Genomic DNA, 16,555 nt, shown 5'->3' with positions numbered 1-16,555 from the left:
GTGTCCCACTTTCACCACAGGGTGACACACAGGCACCTGGCCCCGTAAAAGTCAGACTTTTAAGTTTGAACGCGTCCGAGCAGTTCATCCACCTCGACCGAGGACTTCTTGAAGATGAGTACGCAGACATCCGACAGCCTCCAGTGGACCGATCTCGACCAGCGCGCCGTCGACACGGCTCGCGTACTCTCGGCCGATGCCGTACAGAAGGTCGGCAACGGCCACCCCGGCACCGCGATGAGCCTGGCCCCTGCCGCGTACACGATCTTTCAGAAGGTGATGCGACACGACCCCGCGGATCCCGAGTGGACGGGCCGTGACCGTTTCGTCCTCTCCCCCGGCCACACCTCGCTGACCCTCTACACGCAGCTTTTCCTGTCCGGGTACGAGCTGGAGCTGGACGACCTCAAGGCGTTCCGCACCCACGGTTCGAAGACGCCCGGCCACCCGGAGTACGGCCACACGGCCGGCGTCGAGACCACCACCGGTCCGCTCGGCCAGGGTGTCGCCAACGCGGTCGGCATGGCGATGGCCGCCCGCTACGAGCGCGGACTCTTCGACCCGGAGGCGCCCGAGGGCACCTCGCCCTTCGACCACATGGTCTGGGCGATCGTCTCCGACGGCGACCTGGAGGAGGGCATCTCCGCCGAGGCGTCCTCCCTGGCCGGACACCAGAAGCTCGGCAACCTCGTCTTCGTCTACGACGACAACCACATCTCCATCGAGGGCGACACGGCGACGGCGTTCTCCGAGGACGTGCTGAAGCGCTACGAGGCGTACGGCTGGCATGTGCAGCGGATCGAGCCCGAACTCGGCGGCGACATCGACGTTCGCGCGCTGTACACGGCGCTCGAGGAGGCGCGGGCCGAGACCGCGCGCCCCTCGATCATCGCGATGCGCACGATCATCGCCTGGCCCGCCCCGAACGCCCAGAACACCGAGGCGGCCCACGGCTCGGCCCTCGGCGCCGAGGAGATCGCGGCCACCAAGCGCGTCCTCGGCTTCGACCCGGAGCAGACCTTCGAGGTCGCCGACGAGGTTCTCGCCCACGCCCGCCAGGCCCTCGACCGGGGCGCCGAGGAGCACGCGGCCTGGGACAAGCGGCTCGCCGAGTGGCGTACCGCGCAGCCGGAGCGGGCAAAGCTGTTCGACCGGGTCGTGGCAGGTCAGCTGCCCGACGGCTGGGAGGACGCGCTGCCGGTGTTCGAGGAGGGCACGTCCGTCGCCACACGTGCCGCGTCCGGCAAGGTGCTCCAGGCCCTGGGCCCGGTCCTGCCCGAGCTGTGGGGCGGCTCGGCCGACCTGGCCGGCTCGAACAACACGACCATCGACAAGACCTCGTCCTTCCTCCCGAAGGGCAACCCGCTGCCGGAGGCAGACCCCTACGGCCGCACGATCCACTTCGGTATCCGCGAGCACTCGATGGCCGCCGAGATGAACGGCATCGCGCTGCACGGCAACACCCGTGTCTACGGCGGCACCTTCCTGGTGTTCTCCGATTACATGCGTAACGCCGTACGGCTGTCGGCGCTGATGCAGCTGCCGGTGACCTATGTCTGGACGCACGACTCCATCGGCCTCGGCGAGGACGGTCCGACCCACCAGCCGGTCGAACACCTGGCCTCCCTGCGCGCCATCCCGGGCCTGAACATCGTGCGCCCGGCCGACGCCAACGAGACGGCCGTCGCCTGGGCCGAGATCCTCAGGCGGCACGCCACGAACCCGGCCCCGCACGGCCTGGCGCTCACCCGGCAGGGTGTGCCGACGTACGCCCGCAACGAGGATGCCGCGAAGGGCGGTTACGTGCTGCGGGAGTCCTCCACCGGCACCCCGGACGTCGTCCTGATCGCCACCGGCTCCGAGGTCCAGCTCGCCGTCGCCGCGCGTGAGGCGCTGGAGGCCGAGGGCGTGGGTACGCGGGTGGTGTCGATGCCGTCCGTGGAGTGGTTCGAGGAGCAGCCGGTGGAGTACCGGGCGAGCGTCCTTCCGCCGTCAGTGAAGGCGCGCGTGGCGGTGGAGGCGGGCATCGGTCTGACCTGGTACCGCTACGTCGGTGACGCAGGACGCATCGTCTCCCTCGAGCACTTCGGCGCCTCCGCCGACGCCAAGACCCTGTTCGCCGAGTACGGCTTCACCGCCGAGAACGTGGCCGCGGCTGCCAGGGCTGTACTCAGTTCAACGACGGGCCTGGCCGCAGCCCGCGGTTGATCCGAACGCCAGAAAGAAGATGATCACAGTGACCACCGAAACGACCATCACCGCGGGACCACTCAAGCGCCTGTCCGACGAGGGCGTCTCGATCTGGCTGGACGACCTTTCACGGAGGCGGATCACCTCCGGCAACCTCGCCGAACTCATCGACACCCACCACGTGGTCGGCGTGACCACCAACCCGTCGATCTTCCAGGCCGCCATCGGCTCGGGCGAGGGTTACGAGGAGCAGCTCGCCGACCTCGCCGTGCGCGGCGTCACGGTCGACGAGGCCGTCCGGATGATGACCACCGCCGACGTCCGGGCCGCCGCAGACATCCTGCGCCCGGGGTACGACGCGACGGCAGGCCGGGACGGGCGGGTCTCGATCGAGGTCGACCCGCGTCTCGCCCATGAGACGGCCGCGACGATCGCCGAGGCCAAGCAGCTGGCCTGGCTGGTGGACCGGCCCAACGTGATGATCAAGATCCCGGCGACGAAGGCGGGCCTGCCGGCCATCACCGAGGTCATCGGCCTCGGGATCAGCGTCAACGTCACGCTGATCTTCTCCCTGGAGCGCTACCGCGAGGTCATGGCCGCCTATCTGGCCGGCCTGGAGAAGGCGCAGGCCGCGGGCATCGACCTGGCCTCGATCCACTCCGTCGCCTCCTTCTTCGTCTCCCGCGTCGACTCCGAGATCGACAAGCGCCTGACCGTGCTCGGCACGGACGAGGCCCTCGCCCTCAAGGGCAGGGCGGCACTGGCCAACGCGCGGCTCGCCTACGAGGCGTACGAGGAGGTCTTCGGGGGTGACCGCTGGACGGCCCTGGGCGGCGCCCGTGCCAACCGGCAGCGCCCGTTGTGGGCGTCCACCGGCGTCAAGGACCCCGCGTACAAGGACACCCTGTACGTGGACGAGCTGGTCGCGCCCGGCACCGTCAACACGATGCCGGAGGCCACCCTCAACGCGACCGCCGACCACGGCGACATCCACGGCGACGCGGTGAGCGGCGGTTACGCCCAGGCCCGCGCCGATCTCGCGGCCGTCGAGCAGCTCGGGATCTCGTACGACGAGGTCGTGACCCTGCTGGAGGACGAGGGCGTCGCCAAGTTCGCGACCGCCTGGAACGACCTGCTGGACGCCGTCACCAAGTCGCTGAACAGCAAGGGAGTTGACGGGGAATGAGCGAGGAGACCACCACCGCACCGGCAGAGACAGAGACAGAGGTGGACACTGCCGCGTCCGAGGCTCCCGAGTCCGATGCTCTCGTGTCCGACGCGGACTGGGACAACCCACTGCGCGACCCCGGCGACCGCCGTCTCCCGCTGATCGCGGGCCCGTCCGGGCTGGTCATCTTCGGGGTGACCGGGGACCTGTCCCGCAAGAAGCTGATGCCGGCCGTCTACGACCTCGCCAACCGGGGTCTGCTCCCGCCGGGCTTCTCGCTCGTCGGGTTCGCCCGCCGGGACTGGGAGGACGAGGACTTCGCGCAGATCGTCCACGACTCCGTGCGCGACCACGCCCGTACGGAGTTTCGTGAGGAGGTCTGGCAGCAGCTCGCCGAGGGCATGCGGTTCATCCCCGGCGACTTCGACGACGACGCGGCGTTCAAGCAGTTGCGCGCGGCCGTCGAGGAGCTGGACGCGTCCCGGGGCACGAGCGGCAACTACGCCTTCTATCTGTCCGTACCGCCGAAGTTCTTCCCCAAGGTCGTCCAGCAGCTGAAGAAGCACGGGCTGGCGAACGCGCCGGAGGGATCCTGGCGACGTGGGGTCATCGAAAAGCCGTTCGGGCACAACCTGAAGAGCGCGCGTGAGCTGAACCGGGTGCTGCACGACGTGTTCGACCCCGAGCAGGTCTTCCGGATCGACCACTACCTCGGCAAGGAGACCGTCCAGAACATCCTGGCGCTCCGCTTCGCCAACCAGATGTACGAGCCCATCTGGAACCGGTCGTACGTCGACCACGTCCAGATCACGATGGCCGAGGACATCGGCATCGGCGGCCGGGCCGGCTACTACGACGGCATCGGGTCGGCGCGCGACGTGATCCAGAACCACCTTCTCCAGCTGATGGCGCTGACGGCCATGGAAGAGCCGATCGCGTTCGACGCGGAGTCGCTGCTGACCGAGAAGCTCAAGGTCCTCAAGTCCGTGAAGCTGCCCGACAACCTGGGCGAACACACCGTCCGCGGCCAGTACGAAGCGGGCTGGCAGGGCGGCGAGGAGGTGCCGGGCTACCTCGAGGAGGAGGGCATCGACCCGCAGTCCAGCACGGACACGTACGCGGCCGTCAGGCTGGAGGTCGACAACCGCCGCTGGGCGGGCGTCCCCTTCTATCTGCGGACCGGCAAGCGGCTCGGGCGGCGCGTCACGGAGATCGCGGTCGTCTTCCAGCGCGCCCCGCACTCCCCGTTCGACTCCACGGCCACCGAGGAGCTCGGCGCGAACGCGATCGTCATCCGCGTCCAGCCCGACGAGGGCATGACGGTGCGCTTCGGTTCCAAGGTCCCGGGTACCTCGATGGAGATCAGGGACGTCACGATGGACTTCGCCTACGGCGAGTCCTTCACGGAGTCCAGCCCGGAGGCGTACGAACGGCTCATCCTGGACGTCCTGCTCGGCGACGCCAATCTGTTCCCCCGTCACCAGGAAGTGGAAGAGTCCTGGAAGATCCTCGACCCGATCGAGGAGTACTGGGGCACGCACGGCAGGCCCGCGCAGTACTCCTCGGGCAGTTGGGGCCCCAAGGAAGCCGACGAGATGCTCGCACGAGACGGACGGAGCTGGCGCAGGCCATGAAAATCGACCTCACCGACACCACGGCAAGCAAGATCAACAAGGCGCTGGTGAAGGGGCGGCGCGACATCGGCACCCCTGCCGTGGGCATGGTCCTGACGATGGTGATCGTCACGGACGAGGAAAACGCCTACGACTCGATCAAGGCGGCCGAGGACGCCTCGCACGAGCACCCCGCGCGCACCCTCGTCGTCATCAAGCGGCACGCGCGCAGTCCGCGCGACCGCACCAAGTCCCACCTCGACGCCGAGGTACGGGTGGGCGCGGACGCGGGGACCGGTGAGACGGTCATCCTGCGGACGTACGGCGAGGTGTCCGACCACGCCGACTCCGTCGTCCTGCCGCTGCTGCTGCCGGACGCGCCTGTGGTCGTGTGGTGGCCGGTGGACGCCCCCGAGGTGCCCGCCAAGGACCCGCTGGGCGCACTTGCCCAGCGCAGGATCACCGACATGTACGCGGTCGAGAAGCCGCTCGTCGCCCTGGAGGCCCGGGTGCGGTCGTACGCGCCCGGCGACACCGACCTGGCGTGGACGCGGCTCACCCCGTGGCGCTCGATGCTGGCCGCGGCCCTCGATCAGGCCCGTACGAAGATCATCTCGGCGGCCGTCGAGAGCGAGGCCGAGAACCCGAGCGCCGAACTGCTGGCCCGCTGGCTCGGCGCCCGTCTGTCGGTGAAGGTGGACCGCGTGGTCACCGCGGGGCCGGTCGTCACGGCCGTCCGCCTCGGCACCGACAAGGGCGAGATCGTCATCGACCGCCCCGAGGGCCCGCTCGCCACGCTCAGCCTGCCGGGCCAGCCCTCCCGCACCCTCGCGCTGAAGGTGCGCGCCACCTCCGAACTCATCGCCGAGGAGCTGCGCCGCCTCGACGCCGACGAGATGTACGCGATCGCCCTGCGCGGCGACGGCACCAAGGAGACCCCCCGCCATGTCTGACTCCCCCAAGCTCACCCGGCGCCCCGAGTGGACCGCCCTGGAGGACCACCGCGCCGGTGCGCTCTTCGAGCCGAGCCTGCGTGAGCTGTTCGCCGCCGATCCCGGGCGCGCCGAGCGGTACGTCGTACGGGTCGGCGACCTGCACATCGACTACTCCAAGCACCTGGTCACGGACGAGACGCTCGCCCTCCTCCAGGAACTCGCCACCGCCACCGATGTGTTCGGGCTGCGGGACGCGATGTTCAGCGGCGAGAAGATCAACATCACCGAGGACCGCGCGGTCCTGCACACCGCGCTGCGGGCGCCGCGGGGGGCGGTGATCGAGGTCGACGGCGAGAACGTCGTACCGGCCGTGCACGCGGTCCTCGACCGGATGGCCGGCTTCGCCGACAAGGTGCGCTCCGGCGAGTGGACCGGGCACACCGGACGCCGCATCAAGAACGTCGTCAACATCGGCATCGGGGGCTCGGACCTCGGTCCCGCGATGGCCTACGAGGCTCTGCGGGCCTTCACGGCACGGGAGTTGACGTTCCGGTTCGTGTCGAACGTCGACGGCGCGGATCTGCACGAGGCGGTACGGGACCTGGACCCGGCGGAGACGCTGTTCATCGTCGCGTCGAAGACCTTCACCACCATCGAGACGATCACCAACGCCACCTCGGCCCGGTCGTGGCTGCTCGCGGGGCTGGGCGGCGACGACAAGGCGGTCGCCAAACACTTCGTGGCACTGTCGACGAACTCCGGGAAGGTGTCGGACTTCGGCATCGACACGGACAACATGTTCGAGTTCTGGGACTGGGTCGGCGGACGCTACTCCTACGACTCGGCGATCGGGCTGTCGCTGATGATCGCGATCGGCCCGGAGCGGTTCCGGGAGATGCTGGACGGGTTCGCGCTGGTCGACGAGCACTTCCGCACGGCTCCGGCACAGGCCAACGCGCCTTTGCTGCTCGGCCTGTTGGGCATCTGGTACGGGAACTTCTTCGACGCCCAGTCGCATGCCGTACTGCCCTACAGCCACTACCTCTCCAAGTTCACCGCGTACCTGCAGCAGCTGGACATGGAGTCCAACGGCAAGTCGGTCGACCGTGACGGCAACCGGGTCGAGTGGGAGACCGGGCCCGTCGTGTGGGGCACGCCCGGCACCAACGGGCAGCACGCCTACTACCAGTTGATCCACCAGGGCACGAAGCTCATCCCGGCCGACTTCATCGGCTTCGCCGAACCGGTCGCGGAGCTGAGCGACGAACTCAAGGGCCAGCACGACCTGTTGATGGCCAACTTCTTCGCGCAGACCCAGGCGCTGGCCTTCGGCAAGACGCCGGAGGAGGTGCGCGCGGAGGGCGTGCCGGAGGAACTCGTCTCCCACAAGACCTTCCAGGGCAATCATCCGACGACCACCGTCCTCGCGCGCGAGCTGACGCCGTCCGTGCTCGGCCAGTTGATCGCGCTGTACGAGCACAAGGTGTTCGTCCAGGGCGCCGTCTGGAACATCGACTCCTTCGACCAGTGGGGCGTCGAGCTGGGCAAGGTCCTCGCCAAGCGCATCGAGCCCGCGCTCACCGCAGGCGTGGACGTTCCCGGCCTCGACTCCTCCACCGCCGCCCTCGTGGCCACGTACCGCACTCTTCGTGACGCTCAGGAAGTGAACTGACATGCAGCTTGGTCTGATCGGTCTCGGCAAGATGGGCGGCAACATGCGCGAGCGCATCCGCCGCTCGGGCCACACCGTCATCGGCTACGACCGCAACCCCGACGTCTCCGACGTGGGCAGCCTCGCCGAGCTGGTCGAGCAGCTCGAGGCGCCGCGTGTGGTGTGGGTGATGGTCCCGGCCGGCGCGGCCACCCAGTCCGTCGTCGACGAGCTCGGCGACCTCCTCGAGTCGGGTGACACCGTCGTCGACGGCGGCAACTCCCGCTGGACGGACGACGAGAAGCACGCCGAGGAGCTGGGCACCAAGGGCATCGGCTTCGTCGACGCCGGTGTCTCCGGCGGTGTGTGGGGGCTGCAGAACGGCTACGCGCTGATGGTCGGCGGCGACAAGGAGCATGTCGAGCGGCTCCACCCGGTCTTCGAGGCGCTGAAGCCGGAGGGCCCGTACGGCTATGTCCACGCGGGCAAGGTGGGCGCCGGGCACTTCTCCAAGATGGTCCACAACGGCATCGAGTACGCCATGATGCAGGCCTACGCCGAGGGCTGGGAGCTGCTGGAGAAGGTCGACTCCGTCACGGACGTGCGCGAGGTCTTCCGCTCCTGGCAGGACGGGACGGTCATCCGTTCCTGGCTGCTCGACCTGGCGGTCAACGCCCTCGACGAGGACGAGCACCTGGAGCGGCTGCGCGGGTTCGCGCAGGACTCCGGGGAGGGCCGCTGGACGGTCGAGGCCGCCGTCGACAACTCGGTGCCGCTGCCCGCGATCACCGCCTCCCTCTTCGCCCGGTTCGCGTCCCGGCAGGACGACTCCCCGCAGATGAAGATGATCGCGGCGCTGCGCAACCAGTTCGGCGGCCACGCCGTCGAGGCCAAGGAGTAGCAAGCTGTGGGTGACCTTCTCCTGGTCCGCCACGGCGAGACCGAGTGGAGCGCGTCGGGCCGGCACACCAGCTGGACCGACCTGCCCCTCACCCCGCACGGCGAGGAACAGGCCAAGTCCCTCGTCCCGCTCCTCGCCGGACGGACCTTCGCACGCGTCCTGACCAGTCCCCTCACCCGCGCGGTCCGCACCGCCGAACTCGCGGGCCTGTCCGGGGCGTCGACCGACCCGGACCTGCACGAGTGGGACTACGGCGGGTACGAGGGCGTGACGACCCACGAGATCCAGCGCACCCGGTCCGACTGGTTCCTGTTCACCGACGGGGTGCCGCCCGGTCCTGCCGGACACCCGGGCGAGCAGCCCGAGGAGGTGGGCCGGCGCGCGGACCGCGTCCTGGCCCGCATCAGGGACGCGCTGGACGAGGGCGATGTGATCCTCGTGGCGCACGGGCACTTCCTGCGCGTGCTGACGGCCCGTTACCTCGGGCTGCCGGCCGTCGAAGGGCGGTTGTTCCAGCTCGCCACGGGCACGGTCAGCACGCTCTCCACTGAGCACGACCGGCCGGTGGTGGCGGAGTGGAACTCCCGCTAGCGGGCGCCTAGTTGGGTCCTGTGACCGGGTCCGGCGACTGAAGTGGTGATCGGGTCCGGGGCATTGTCCCCGGGCCCGATTGACATGTGCGGCGACGGCGCGTCAGAGTCGCCCCGATGGAGATCAACGATCTGACGCCGGCCGAGGAGCGGGTGTGGCGGGCCTTCCCCAAGGGGGAGCCCGTGGACTTCCGCGAGGGTGAGGCCGAGGCCGACAACCCGGCCACCGGCGCCGACTGGGGTCCGGAGCGGACCATACGCGCCTCGGTGCTCCGGGCTCTGCTGCTCAGGGCTCAGCAGGACGGCGAGGTCCCCAGGCTCAGGCTGTCGGGCGCCCGCGTCACCGGACAGCTGAACCTCATGTACGCGGGGGTGGACCACCCCCTCCACCTGCGGTACTGCCACTTCGACGAGTCTCCCGACTTCTACGGCTCCCGGCTGCGCCAGCTGAATCTGCGCGGCTCGGTGCTCCCGTCCCTCAGCCTCGCCAGTACGCGGATCGACGGGCCGCTGCGGATGACGGACTGCCGGGTGCGCGGACCGGTGAAGCTGGCCGGGTCCCAGATAGCGGGCGCGCTCTTCATGGACGGGGCCGAACTCACCACGTCCGACCCGTCCGTACCGGTGCTCCAGCTCCATCAGGCCGTCCTCGGCGACGGGTTCGCGGCACCGGGACTGCGGGTGCGGGGCGAGATGCGGCTCGACGGCGCCACGGTCGGCGGGTCGATCGCCCTGGACGACGCCGATCTGAGCAACCCCGGCGGCCATGCCCTGTGCGCGCGCTCCCTCGAGGTGCGGGCCGACGTACGGGCGCGGAACCTGCGTACCCAGGGGGGCATCGACCTGCGCGGCTCCCGTATCGCGGGCTCCCTCGACTTCACGCGGGCGCGGCTGTCCAACCCCGGGGGTACGGCTCTGCGGGCCAGCAGTTGCACCATCGGCGAGTTGTGGCTGTACCGGTGCGCGCCCATCGAGGGCAGGCTGCATCTGCGCCGCTCCCGGATCGACGTACTGGGCTTCGAGTCGGAGGTGGCGCCGGGTGAGGTGCTCTTCAACAACCTCACCTACACGGCCCTCAATCCGCACGAGCCGACCCATCGCCGACTGCCCCTGCTCGAACGCGACGGCGACGGCTATGTCCCCTACGCCTACGAGCAGTTGGCCGCCGCCTACCGGCACGCCGGCGACGAGGGCGCGGCCCGCCGCGTCCAGCTCGCCAAGCTGCGCCGGCACCGGGCCACCCTGCCCTGGCTCGGCCGGACCTGGGGACACCTCCAGGACACCACGGTCGGCTACGGTTTCCGCCCGCTGCGCGCCGCCGTCTGGCTGCTGTCGCTGCTGGCGGCGGGCTCGATCGCGTTCGCGCTGCACCACCCGAGCCCGCTCAAGGCGGACGAGGCCCCGGAGTTCAACCCGGTCTTCTACACCCTCGACCTGCTCCTCCCGGTGATCTCCTTCGGCCAGGAGGGGGCCTTCGCACCCGAGGACGGGTACCAGTACCTGTCGTACGTCCTCATCCTGACCGGCTGGATCCTGGCCACGACCGTCATCGCCGGGGTGAGCAGGAGCGTCGCCCGGCAGTAGCGGTGCGAGGGCGGCTCCCTTTACCGAAGCGGGCGTTGCGCGTGCTGGGCGGCGAGCCGTACCGGGGCGTTCTGGGCGCCGTAGCCCTGGTAGCCGCCGTCGCGCTGGACCAGTTCGAAGAAGACGCGGCCCACGGTCCGCGTGTAGCAGTGCCTGAACTCGCCCTGCGCGTCACGGTCGTAGAGGATGCCGAGCTCGCGGTAGTCCGCCAACTCGCCCTCGTCGAGCTCGAATCGGGCCGCCAGGTCGTCGTAGTAGTTCGCCGGGATCGGCAGCAGCCTGCCACCCGCCTCCCGGAAGCGCCGCGCGGCGGCCACGATGTCGCCGGTGGCCAGCGCGATGTGCTGGGCACGGGTGCCGTCGTCGGTGGGACCGGGTCCGACGGCGAGCGCGATCCGTACGCTGCCAACGGAGTTGGTGACGGCCCGGCTACGGAAGAGGCCGTACGGGTCGGCGACGTCGACACTCTCCTGGGCATGCAGCCCGAGCACACTGCGGTGAAAGAGGGCGGCCTCGTCGAACTGGTGCCAGGGCTGGGTGAGGGCGAGGTGGTCGATGCCCGTCACACCGGTTACGGCTTCGCCGGGCCCAGCGGACCCGGTGGACGCGACGGACCCGGCGGGCCCGGTTGACCCGACCGCCTCGACGGACCTGGCAGGCACGGTAGACCCGGCGGGCCCGGCAGGCGCGGTAGACCCGGCGGGCCCGGCTGCCTCGACGGACCCGCCGGACTCGACTGCCTCGGCAGACCCGGAGTACCCGGAGTACCCAGCGGGCCTGGTGGACCCGGCGGGGCTGGTGGACCCGGCGGGGCTGGCTGCCTCGACGGACCCGGCGGACCCGGCAGGCCCGGCTGTCTCAACAGACCCGCGAGACTCGGTTGCGTCGACGGCGCCGGCGGACTCGGCGCACCCGGCAGACCCCGCAGGCCCGGCGGACCCGGCCGACTCAATGGACCCGGCAGGCCCGGCTGTCTCAACAGACCCGCGAGACTCGGTTGCCTCGACGGCGCCGGCGGACTCGGCGCACCCGGCAGACCCCGCAGGCCCGGCGGACCCGGCCGACTCAATGGACCCGGCAGACCCGGCTGCCTCGATGGGCCCGGCGGACCCGGCGGGCCTGGTGGACCCGGCGGGCTCGGCGGGCTCGGCTGCCTCAACGGACCCGGCGGCTTCGGCGGGCGCGGCGGACTCGATGGGCCCGGTGGCTCTGGTGGGCTCGAAGTCGGTTCGCCAGTTGGGGAGTTCGGGGTGGTTCGTGGCGCAGAAGAAGAGTTCCGTGTCGTCGGGGGCTGCCACCGCTTCGAGCGGGACGTCCTGCGGGGCCCGGCGGCGGGGCAGGACCGGGGCCAGCAGGGACTCGGCGCGGCGGGCGGCGCCCGCGGGGTTCGGTGACTCCAGGCCTACGGCGGCGAGTGCGGTGCCGTCGCGGCGGGCGGCCGGGCCGGTGTTGACGAGGATGCGGGCCTCCCCGCGCTCCCAGAGGTCGACGGGCTTGCTGCGGTGGCGGGCCGTACGGCTGAGGCCGAGAGCGCGGAGGACGGCCGCGACCGGTTCCGCGTCGGGGGTGACGAGTTCGGCGAAGGCGATACCGGCGGGGACGACGGGTTCGGGCAGCCGGGCCAGGCCCACGCTCTCCTGGAGGACCAGCAGGGAGCGCCGGGCGTCGACAGCGGTGGGGCCCGCCTCGGCCTGCCGGAACACGTCGTTGAAGACCTCGAGGGACAGCGGACCGTCGTATCCGGCCCGGACGACGTGGCGCAGCAGACCCGCGACGTCGAAGCCGCCCTGCCCGGGGAAACAGCGGTAGTGGCGGCTCCACTGCAGCACGTCCATGGCGAGCAGCGGAGCGTCGGCGAGCTGGAGGAAGAAGATCTTCTCGCCGGGGATGTCCTCGATCCCCTTGGGATCCGAGCCCCGGGACAGGATGTGGAAGCTGTCGAGGCAGGTGCCGAGCGCGGGATGGCCGGCCGACTCGACGATGCTCCAGGCGTGGTCGTACGTACTGACGTGCCGCCCCCAGGCGAGGGCCTCGTAGGCCACGCGGACGCCGAACTCCTGGGCCAGGTCGGCCAGTCGGCTCAGCTGGGCGGCGGCGAGGGCGTCGTCGTCGACGGCGAGCGGGGAGACGCTGGAGCAGACGAGAACGGTGTCCGTGCCGAGCCGCCGCATCAGCTCGAACTTGTGCCGGGCGCGGCGCAGATTGCGGGCGAACTCGTCCTCGGGCACGGCCTCGATGTCACGCATCGGCTGGTAGAGGTCGATGGTGAGACCGAGGTCGGCGCACCGGGCGCGGATCTCCTCGGGGGTGAGGGGGCTCGCCAGCAGGTCGTTCTCGAAGATCTCGACCCCGTCGAAGCCGGCCCGCGCGGCAGCCGTGAGCTTCTCGGTCAGGGGGCCGCTGAGCGACACGGTGGCGATGGACGTACGCACGTCGATACCTCTGCCTTCTGTCTGCTTCTTGCTTCCCGCTGCTATTACTTGCCGCTACTGCCTGCTTCTACTTCGGTGCCGACAGGGCGCCCGCCAGTTCTGCGATGTCGGCCAGCATGCGCGCGGTGTCCGGTTCGCGGCCGGTGAAGAGACGGAACGCGTCCGCGGCCTGGAAGACGGCCATGCCGCCGCCGTCGAGCGTGGCGCAGCCCGTCGCGCGGGCGGTGCGCAGCAACTCGGTCTCCAGCGGACGGTAGACGACCTCGGCGACCCAGAGTCCGGGGTGCAGCAGCTCGGCGGGAACGGGCAGGCCGGGGTGGGCGGCCATCCCGGTGGGCGTCGCGTGCACCACCCCGTCGACGGCACCGCCGTCGTCGGCCCCGCCGATCAGCGCCGCCAGCCGGTCGGGCGTCGCGGCGCTCGCCCGGTCGGCGCCGAAGTGCCGGTTGAGGGACGCGGCGAGGTCGGCGGCGCGGTCGGGCAGCGCGTCGACGACGGTGACCCGGCCGGCGCCGAGAGTGAGCGTGGCGTGTGCGACGGCCGCGCCCGCGCCACCGGCCCCGAGCTGTACGACCCGGTCCAGCGGGGCGTCGGGCAGACCGCGTGCGAAGGACGCGGCGAAACCGGTCACGTCGGTGTTGTGGCCGACCGCCCGGCCGTCCTCGAAGACCACGGTGTTGACGGCACCGAGCGCCTCGGCCTGCGGATCCAGGCCGTCGAGGTGTTCGATGACGAGCTGCTTGCACGGGTGTGTGATGTTCAGCCCGTCGAAGCCGAGATCACGGGCGGCCCGCACGAGATCGCCCACCGCCCGTGCCTCGACGCCCAGCGCGTCGATGTCGATGAGCCGGTACAGATAGCGCAGCCCCTGCCGGTCGGCCTCCCGCTCGTGCAGCGCGGGGCTCAGCGACGGGCCGATGCCGGAGCCGATGAGCCCGACGAGAAAGGAGTCCTTGGCCACGACCGACCTCCATTAATGTACGAACTAGTACGTTAGCTATATCAGCAGGACCGGGCTGCGGGGAAGCCCCTCACGTGCGCTTCTAGAATCACGGGACTGGCCCCTCGCCCGAAGGAACCCGATGACCAGCGTCGAAGAACCGGCACACACAGGCGGGCGCATCCGCGACGCCGCCCGGACCAGAGCCGAGATCCTCGACGTGGCCACCAAGGAGTTCGCCCGGGCCGGCCTGGCGGGCGCCCGGGTCGACGAGATCGCCGCCCTCACCCGCACCACCAAGCGGATGATCTACTACTACTTCGGCGGCAAGGAACAGCTGTTCACGGCCGTGCTGGAGCGCGCGTACACCGTGATCCGGCAGGCCGAACAGGATCTCGACGTCGAGCATCTGGACCCGGTCGCGGCGATCCGACGCCTCGCCGAACTCACCTTCGACCACCATGAGGCGCACCCCGACTTCATCCGGCTGGTCAGCATCGAGAACATCCACGAGGGCGAGCACATCACCGCCTCGGAGCAACTCGGGAAGATCGGCTCGCCCGCGCTGGAGGTGATCCGCCGGATCCTGGCCTCAGGCCGCGAGTCGGGGCTGTTCACGGCGGACGTGGACGCCGTGGACCTGCACGCCATGATCAGCTCCTTCTGCTTCTTCCGGGTCTCCAACCGGCACACCTTCGGCGCGCTGTTCGGCCGCGATCTGACGGCGCCGGACCAGCGCGAGCACTACCGGACGATGCTCGGCGACATGGTCATCGCCTATCTGACGGCGGACCGTACGGCCTGACGAGGGGCGCACGCGCGGGCCTGCGCCGGGCAGGATCCTCGGCGCGACCTCTTGACACCCGGGAAACCTGGGCGCAACATCCGTAGCCAACCGCTACTAACTATCCAGTGGGTTAATTAGCCGGGAGTTGGTCGACTCCCGGCACGGCCGTCCCACCACCCCCAGGGATCCGGCGCTCTACCTCCCCCCTCGCCCTTCCCACTGGCCTTTCCCCGCTCGCCCTCCCCCCTCGTCATCCCCCTCCGCTCACTCCACCTACGGTGGAGTTCCCCCGAAGGAGCACGCCGTGGCGGATTCCGTCGCCCCCCGCGACCCCGACGCATCCCTGGACGCCCCGCCCGAGGGCCAGCCGAAGAAAGCCGCCACGGCCGCCTGGATCGGCAGCGCGCTGGAGTACTACGACTTCTTCATCTACGGCAGCGCGGCCGCCCTGATCTTCCCGAAGGTCTTCTTCGACGAGTCCGACCCGGCCACCGCGACCCTGCTGTCGCTGGGTACGTTCGGTGTCGCGTACGCGGCCCGCCCCGTCGGGGCGCTCTTCCTCGGGCACTTCGGCGACCGGCTCGGCCGCAAGAAGATCATGGTGTTCACGCTGATCCTGATGGGCCTGTCGACGTTCCTCATCGGCTGCCTCCCCACCCGCGAGCAGGTCGGCACCCTCGCCCCGGTGCTCCTCGTGCTCTGCCGTGTCCTCCAGGGCATCTCGGCCGCCGGTGAGCAGGCCAGCGCGAACTCCATGACCCTCGAACACGCTCCGCCGGGCCGGCGCGGCTTCTTCACCAGTTTCACCCTGAGCGGCACCCAGGGCGGGCAGCTCCTCGCCACGCTGGTGTTCATCCCGGTCGCGGCGATGCCCGAGGACCAGTTGCTCTCCTGGGGCTGGCGTGTGCCGTTCTGGCTGAGCATCGCGGTCGCCGTCGTCGGCTACGTCATCCGGCGCAAGCTGGAGGAGACCCCGGCCTTCGCCCAGCAGGCCGCAGCCGAGGGCGTCGTGAAGATGCCGCTGCTGATCCTGCTGCGCGAGCACTGGGCGGACGTACTGCGGGTGGTCGCGGGCGCGCTGGTCGCGTCGGTCTCCACGATCTTCACGGTCTGGGCGCTCGCGTACGCGACCAGCGACGCCGTCGGCATGGACCGCTCGTCCATGCTGTGGGTGGCCGCACTCGCCAACGTGGTCGCGCTGGCCGCGATTCCGCTCTGGGCCACGCTGTCCGACCGCATCGGCCGCCGCCCGGTGTTCCTGGTGGGTGCCGCCGGCAGCGGGGTCATGATGTTCGTCTACCTGTGGGCGATCTCCACGGGCTCGTACCCGCTGATCCTGGTCCTCGGCATCATCACCTTCGGTGTGGTCTACAGCGCCGCGAACGGCATCTGGCCGTCCTTCTACGGCGAGATGTTCTCGACCCGGGTACGCCTGTCGGGCATGGCGATCGGCACCCAGATCGGCTTCGCCGTCGCCGGTTTCGCGGTCACCTTCGCCGCCGAGATCGCCGGTCCGGACGGGGACGACTGGTTCTCGGTCGCCCTGTTCACGGCGGCCCTGTGCGTTCCGCCGGTGCTGGCCGCGATCACGGCACGTGAGACGCACCGGATACCCACGGAGCGTCTCGGCGAGCGCGGCGCCGAGAACACGGCGAAGCGCGAGGCCGTGTCGGCCTGAGCACCGCCACCGCCCAGGTCCCCGACAGCGATGGGCTGTTCGGGGACCTGGGCATTCGCGGGTGAGGCCCTCACGCGCCGAGCGCG

At 70.4% G+C, this 16,555-nt stretch carries 12 protein-coding genes; 10 read left to right on the top strand and 2 right to left on the bottom strand.

Annotated features, from left to right (window positions below):
- The first annotated feature begins 114 nt into the window (after nucleotides 1–114).
- From tkt to PV396_RS05860, 8 genes are all read left to right on the top strand, one after another.
- Nucleotides 115–2,208, top strand: a complete 2,094-nt coding sequence (tkt, locus tag PV396_RS05895) for a transketolase (RefSeq protein ID WP_319201112.1) — start codon at nucleotides 115–117, stop codon at nucleotides 2,206–2,208.
- 19 nt (nucleotides 2,209–2,227) lie between these two features.
- Nucleotides 2,228–3,376 (top strand): transaldolase, encoded by a 1,149-nt coding sequence (tal, locus tag PV396_RS05890; protein ID WP_319201110.1) that lies wholly within the window; start codon nucleotides 2,228–2,230, stop codon nucleotides 3,374–3,376.
- Nucleotides 3,373–4,992 (top strand): glucose-6-phosphate dehydrogenase, encoded by a 1,620-nt coding sequence (gene zwf, locus PV396_RS05885; RefSeq protein ID WP_319201108.1) that lies wholly within the window; start codon nucleotides 3,373–3,375, stop codon nucleotides 4,990–4,992. Before tal ends, zwf begins: the two co-directional genes overlap by 4 nt.
- Complete coding sequence (gene opcA / locus PV396_RS05880) at nucleotides 4,989–5,924, top strand: glucose-6-phosphate dehydrogenase assembly protein OpcA (protein ID WP_319201106.1); 936 nt, start codon at nucleotides 4,989–4,991, stop codon at nucleotides 5,922–5,924. Before zwf ends, opcA begins: the two co-directional genes overlap by 4 nt.
- The gene (gene pgi, locus PV396_RS05875) at nucleotides 5,917–7,578 is read left to right on the top strand and encodes a glucose-6-phosphate isomerase (RefSeq protein WP_319201104.1); all 1,662 of its coding nucleotides are present in this window, start codon (nucleotides 5,917–5,919) and stop codon (nucleotides 7,576–7,578) included. Before opcA ends, pgi begins: the two co-directional genes overlap by 8 nt.
- 1 nt (nucleotide 7,579) lies before the next feature.
- Complete coding sequence (gene gnd, locus PV396_RS05870; RefSeq protein ID WP_319201102.1) at nucleotides 7,580–8,458, top strand: phosphogluconate dehydrogenase (NAD(+)-dependent, decarboxylating); 879 nt, start codon at nucleotides 7,580–7,582, stop codon at nucleotides 8,456–8,458.
- A gap of 6 nt (nucleotides 8,459–8,464) precedes the next feature.
- Nucleotides 8,465–9,049: a histidine phosphatase family protein gene (locus PV396_RS05865; protein WP_319201100.1), complete on the top strand. Its 585-nt coding sequence runs from the start codon at nucleotides 8,465–8,467 to the stop codon at nucleotides 9,047–9,049.
- A gap of 116 nt (nucleotides 9,050–9,165) precedes the next feature.
- On the top strand, nucleotides 9,166–10,632 hold the full coding sequence (locus tag PV396_RS05860; protein ID WP_319201098.1) for a membrane-associated oxidoreductase: 1,467 nt from the start codon (nucleotides 9,166–9,168) through the stop codon (nucleotides 10,630–10,632).
- A gap of 20 nt (nucleotides 10,633–10,652) precedes the next feature.
- Here the strand turns inward: PV396_RS05860 and PV396_RS05855 are convergent, their stop codons facing one another.
- The gene (locus PV396_RS05855) at nucleotides 10,653–13,064 is read right to left on the bottom strand and encodes a TIM barrel protein (RefSeq protein ID WP_319201096.1); all 2,412 of its coding nucleotides are present in this window, start codon (nucleotides 13,062–13,064) and stop codon (nucleotides 10,653–10,655) included.
- A gap of 67 nt (nucleotides 13,065–13,131) precedes the next feature.
- Nucleotides 13,132–14,025, bottom strand: coding sequence for a shikimate dehydrogenase (locus PV396_RS05850; protein ID WP_319201094.1), 894 nt, complete (start codon nucleotides 14,023–14,025; stop codon nucleotides 13,132–13,134).
- Between the two features lie 121 nt (nucleotides 14,026–14,146).
- Here PV396_RS05850 and PV396_RS05845 point away from each other — a divergent pair, with 121 nt between their 5' ends.
- Both PV396_RS05845 and PV396_RS05840 read left to right on the top strand, forming a co-directional pair.
- On the top strand, nucleotides 14,147–14,809 hold the full coding sequence (locus PV396_RS05845; RefSeq protein ID WP_319201092.1) for a TetR family transcriptional regulator: 663 nt from the start codon (nucleotides 14,147–14,149) through the stop codon (nucleotides 14,807–14,809).
- A gap of 286 nt (nucleotides 14,810–15,095) precedes the next feature.
- Entirely contained in the window at nucleotides 15,096–16,469 is a 1,374-nt protein-coding gene (locus PV396_RS05840) for an MFS transporter (RefSeq protein ID WP_319201090.1), read from the top strand.
- Nucleotides 16,470–16,555: the final 86 nt, after the last annotated feature.

The sequence above is a fragment of the Streptomyces sp. ME02-8801-2C genome, assembly GCF_033793965.1.
Lineage (GTDB): Bacteria > Actinomycetota > Actinomycetes > Streptomycetales > Streptomycetaceae > Streptomyces.
Note: the sequence above shows the minus strand (reverse complement) of the source record. Positions and strands in the feature narration are given on the sequence as shown.

What these genes read in the sequence shown, in the direction of transcription:
- PV396_RS05845 (WP_319201092.1), top strand. Translation starts at nt 14,147, where the DNA reads ATGACCAGCGTCGAAGAACCGGCACACACAGGCGGGCGCATCCGCGAC.
- tkt (WP_319201112.1), top strand. Translation starts at nt 115, where the DNA reads ATGAGTACGCAGACATCCGACAGCCTCCAGTGGACCGATCTCGACCAG.
- tal (WP_319201110.1), top strand. Translation starts at nt 2,228, where the DNA reads ATGATCACAGTGACCACCGAAACGACCATCACCGCGGGACCACTCAAG.
- gnd (WP_319201102.1), top strand. Translation starts at nt 7,580, where the DNA reads ATGCAGCTTGGTCTGATCGGTCTCGGCAAGATGGGCGGCAACATGCGC.
- zwf (WP_319201108.1), top strand. Translation starts at nt 3,373, where the DNA reads ATGAGCGAGGAGACCACCACCGCACCGGCAGAGACAGAGACAGAGGTG.
- PV396_RS05860 (WP_319201098.1), top strand. Translation starts at nt 9,166, where the DNA reads ATGGAGATCAACGATCTGACGCCGGCCGAGGAGCGGGTGTGGCGGGCC.
- opcA (WP_319201106.1), top strand. Translation starts at nt 4,989, where the DNA reads ATGAAAATCGACCTCACCGACACCACGGCAAGCAAGATCAACAAGGCG.
- pgi (WP_319201104.1), top strand. Translation starts at nt 5,917, where the DNA reads ATGTCTGACTCCCCCAAGCTCACCCGGCGCCCCGAGTGGACCGCCCTG.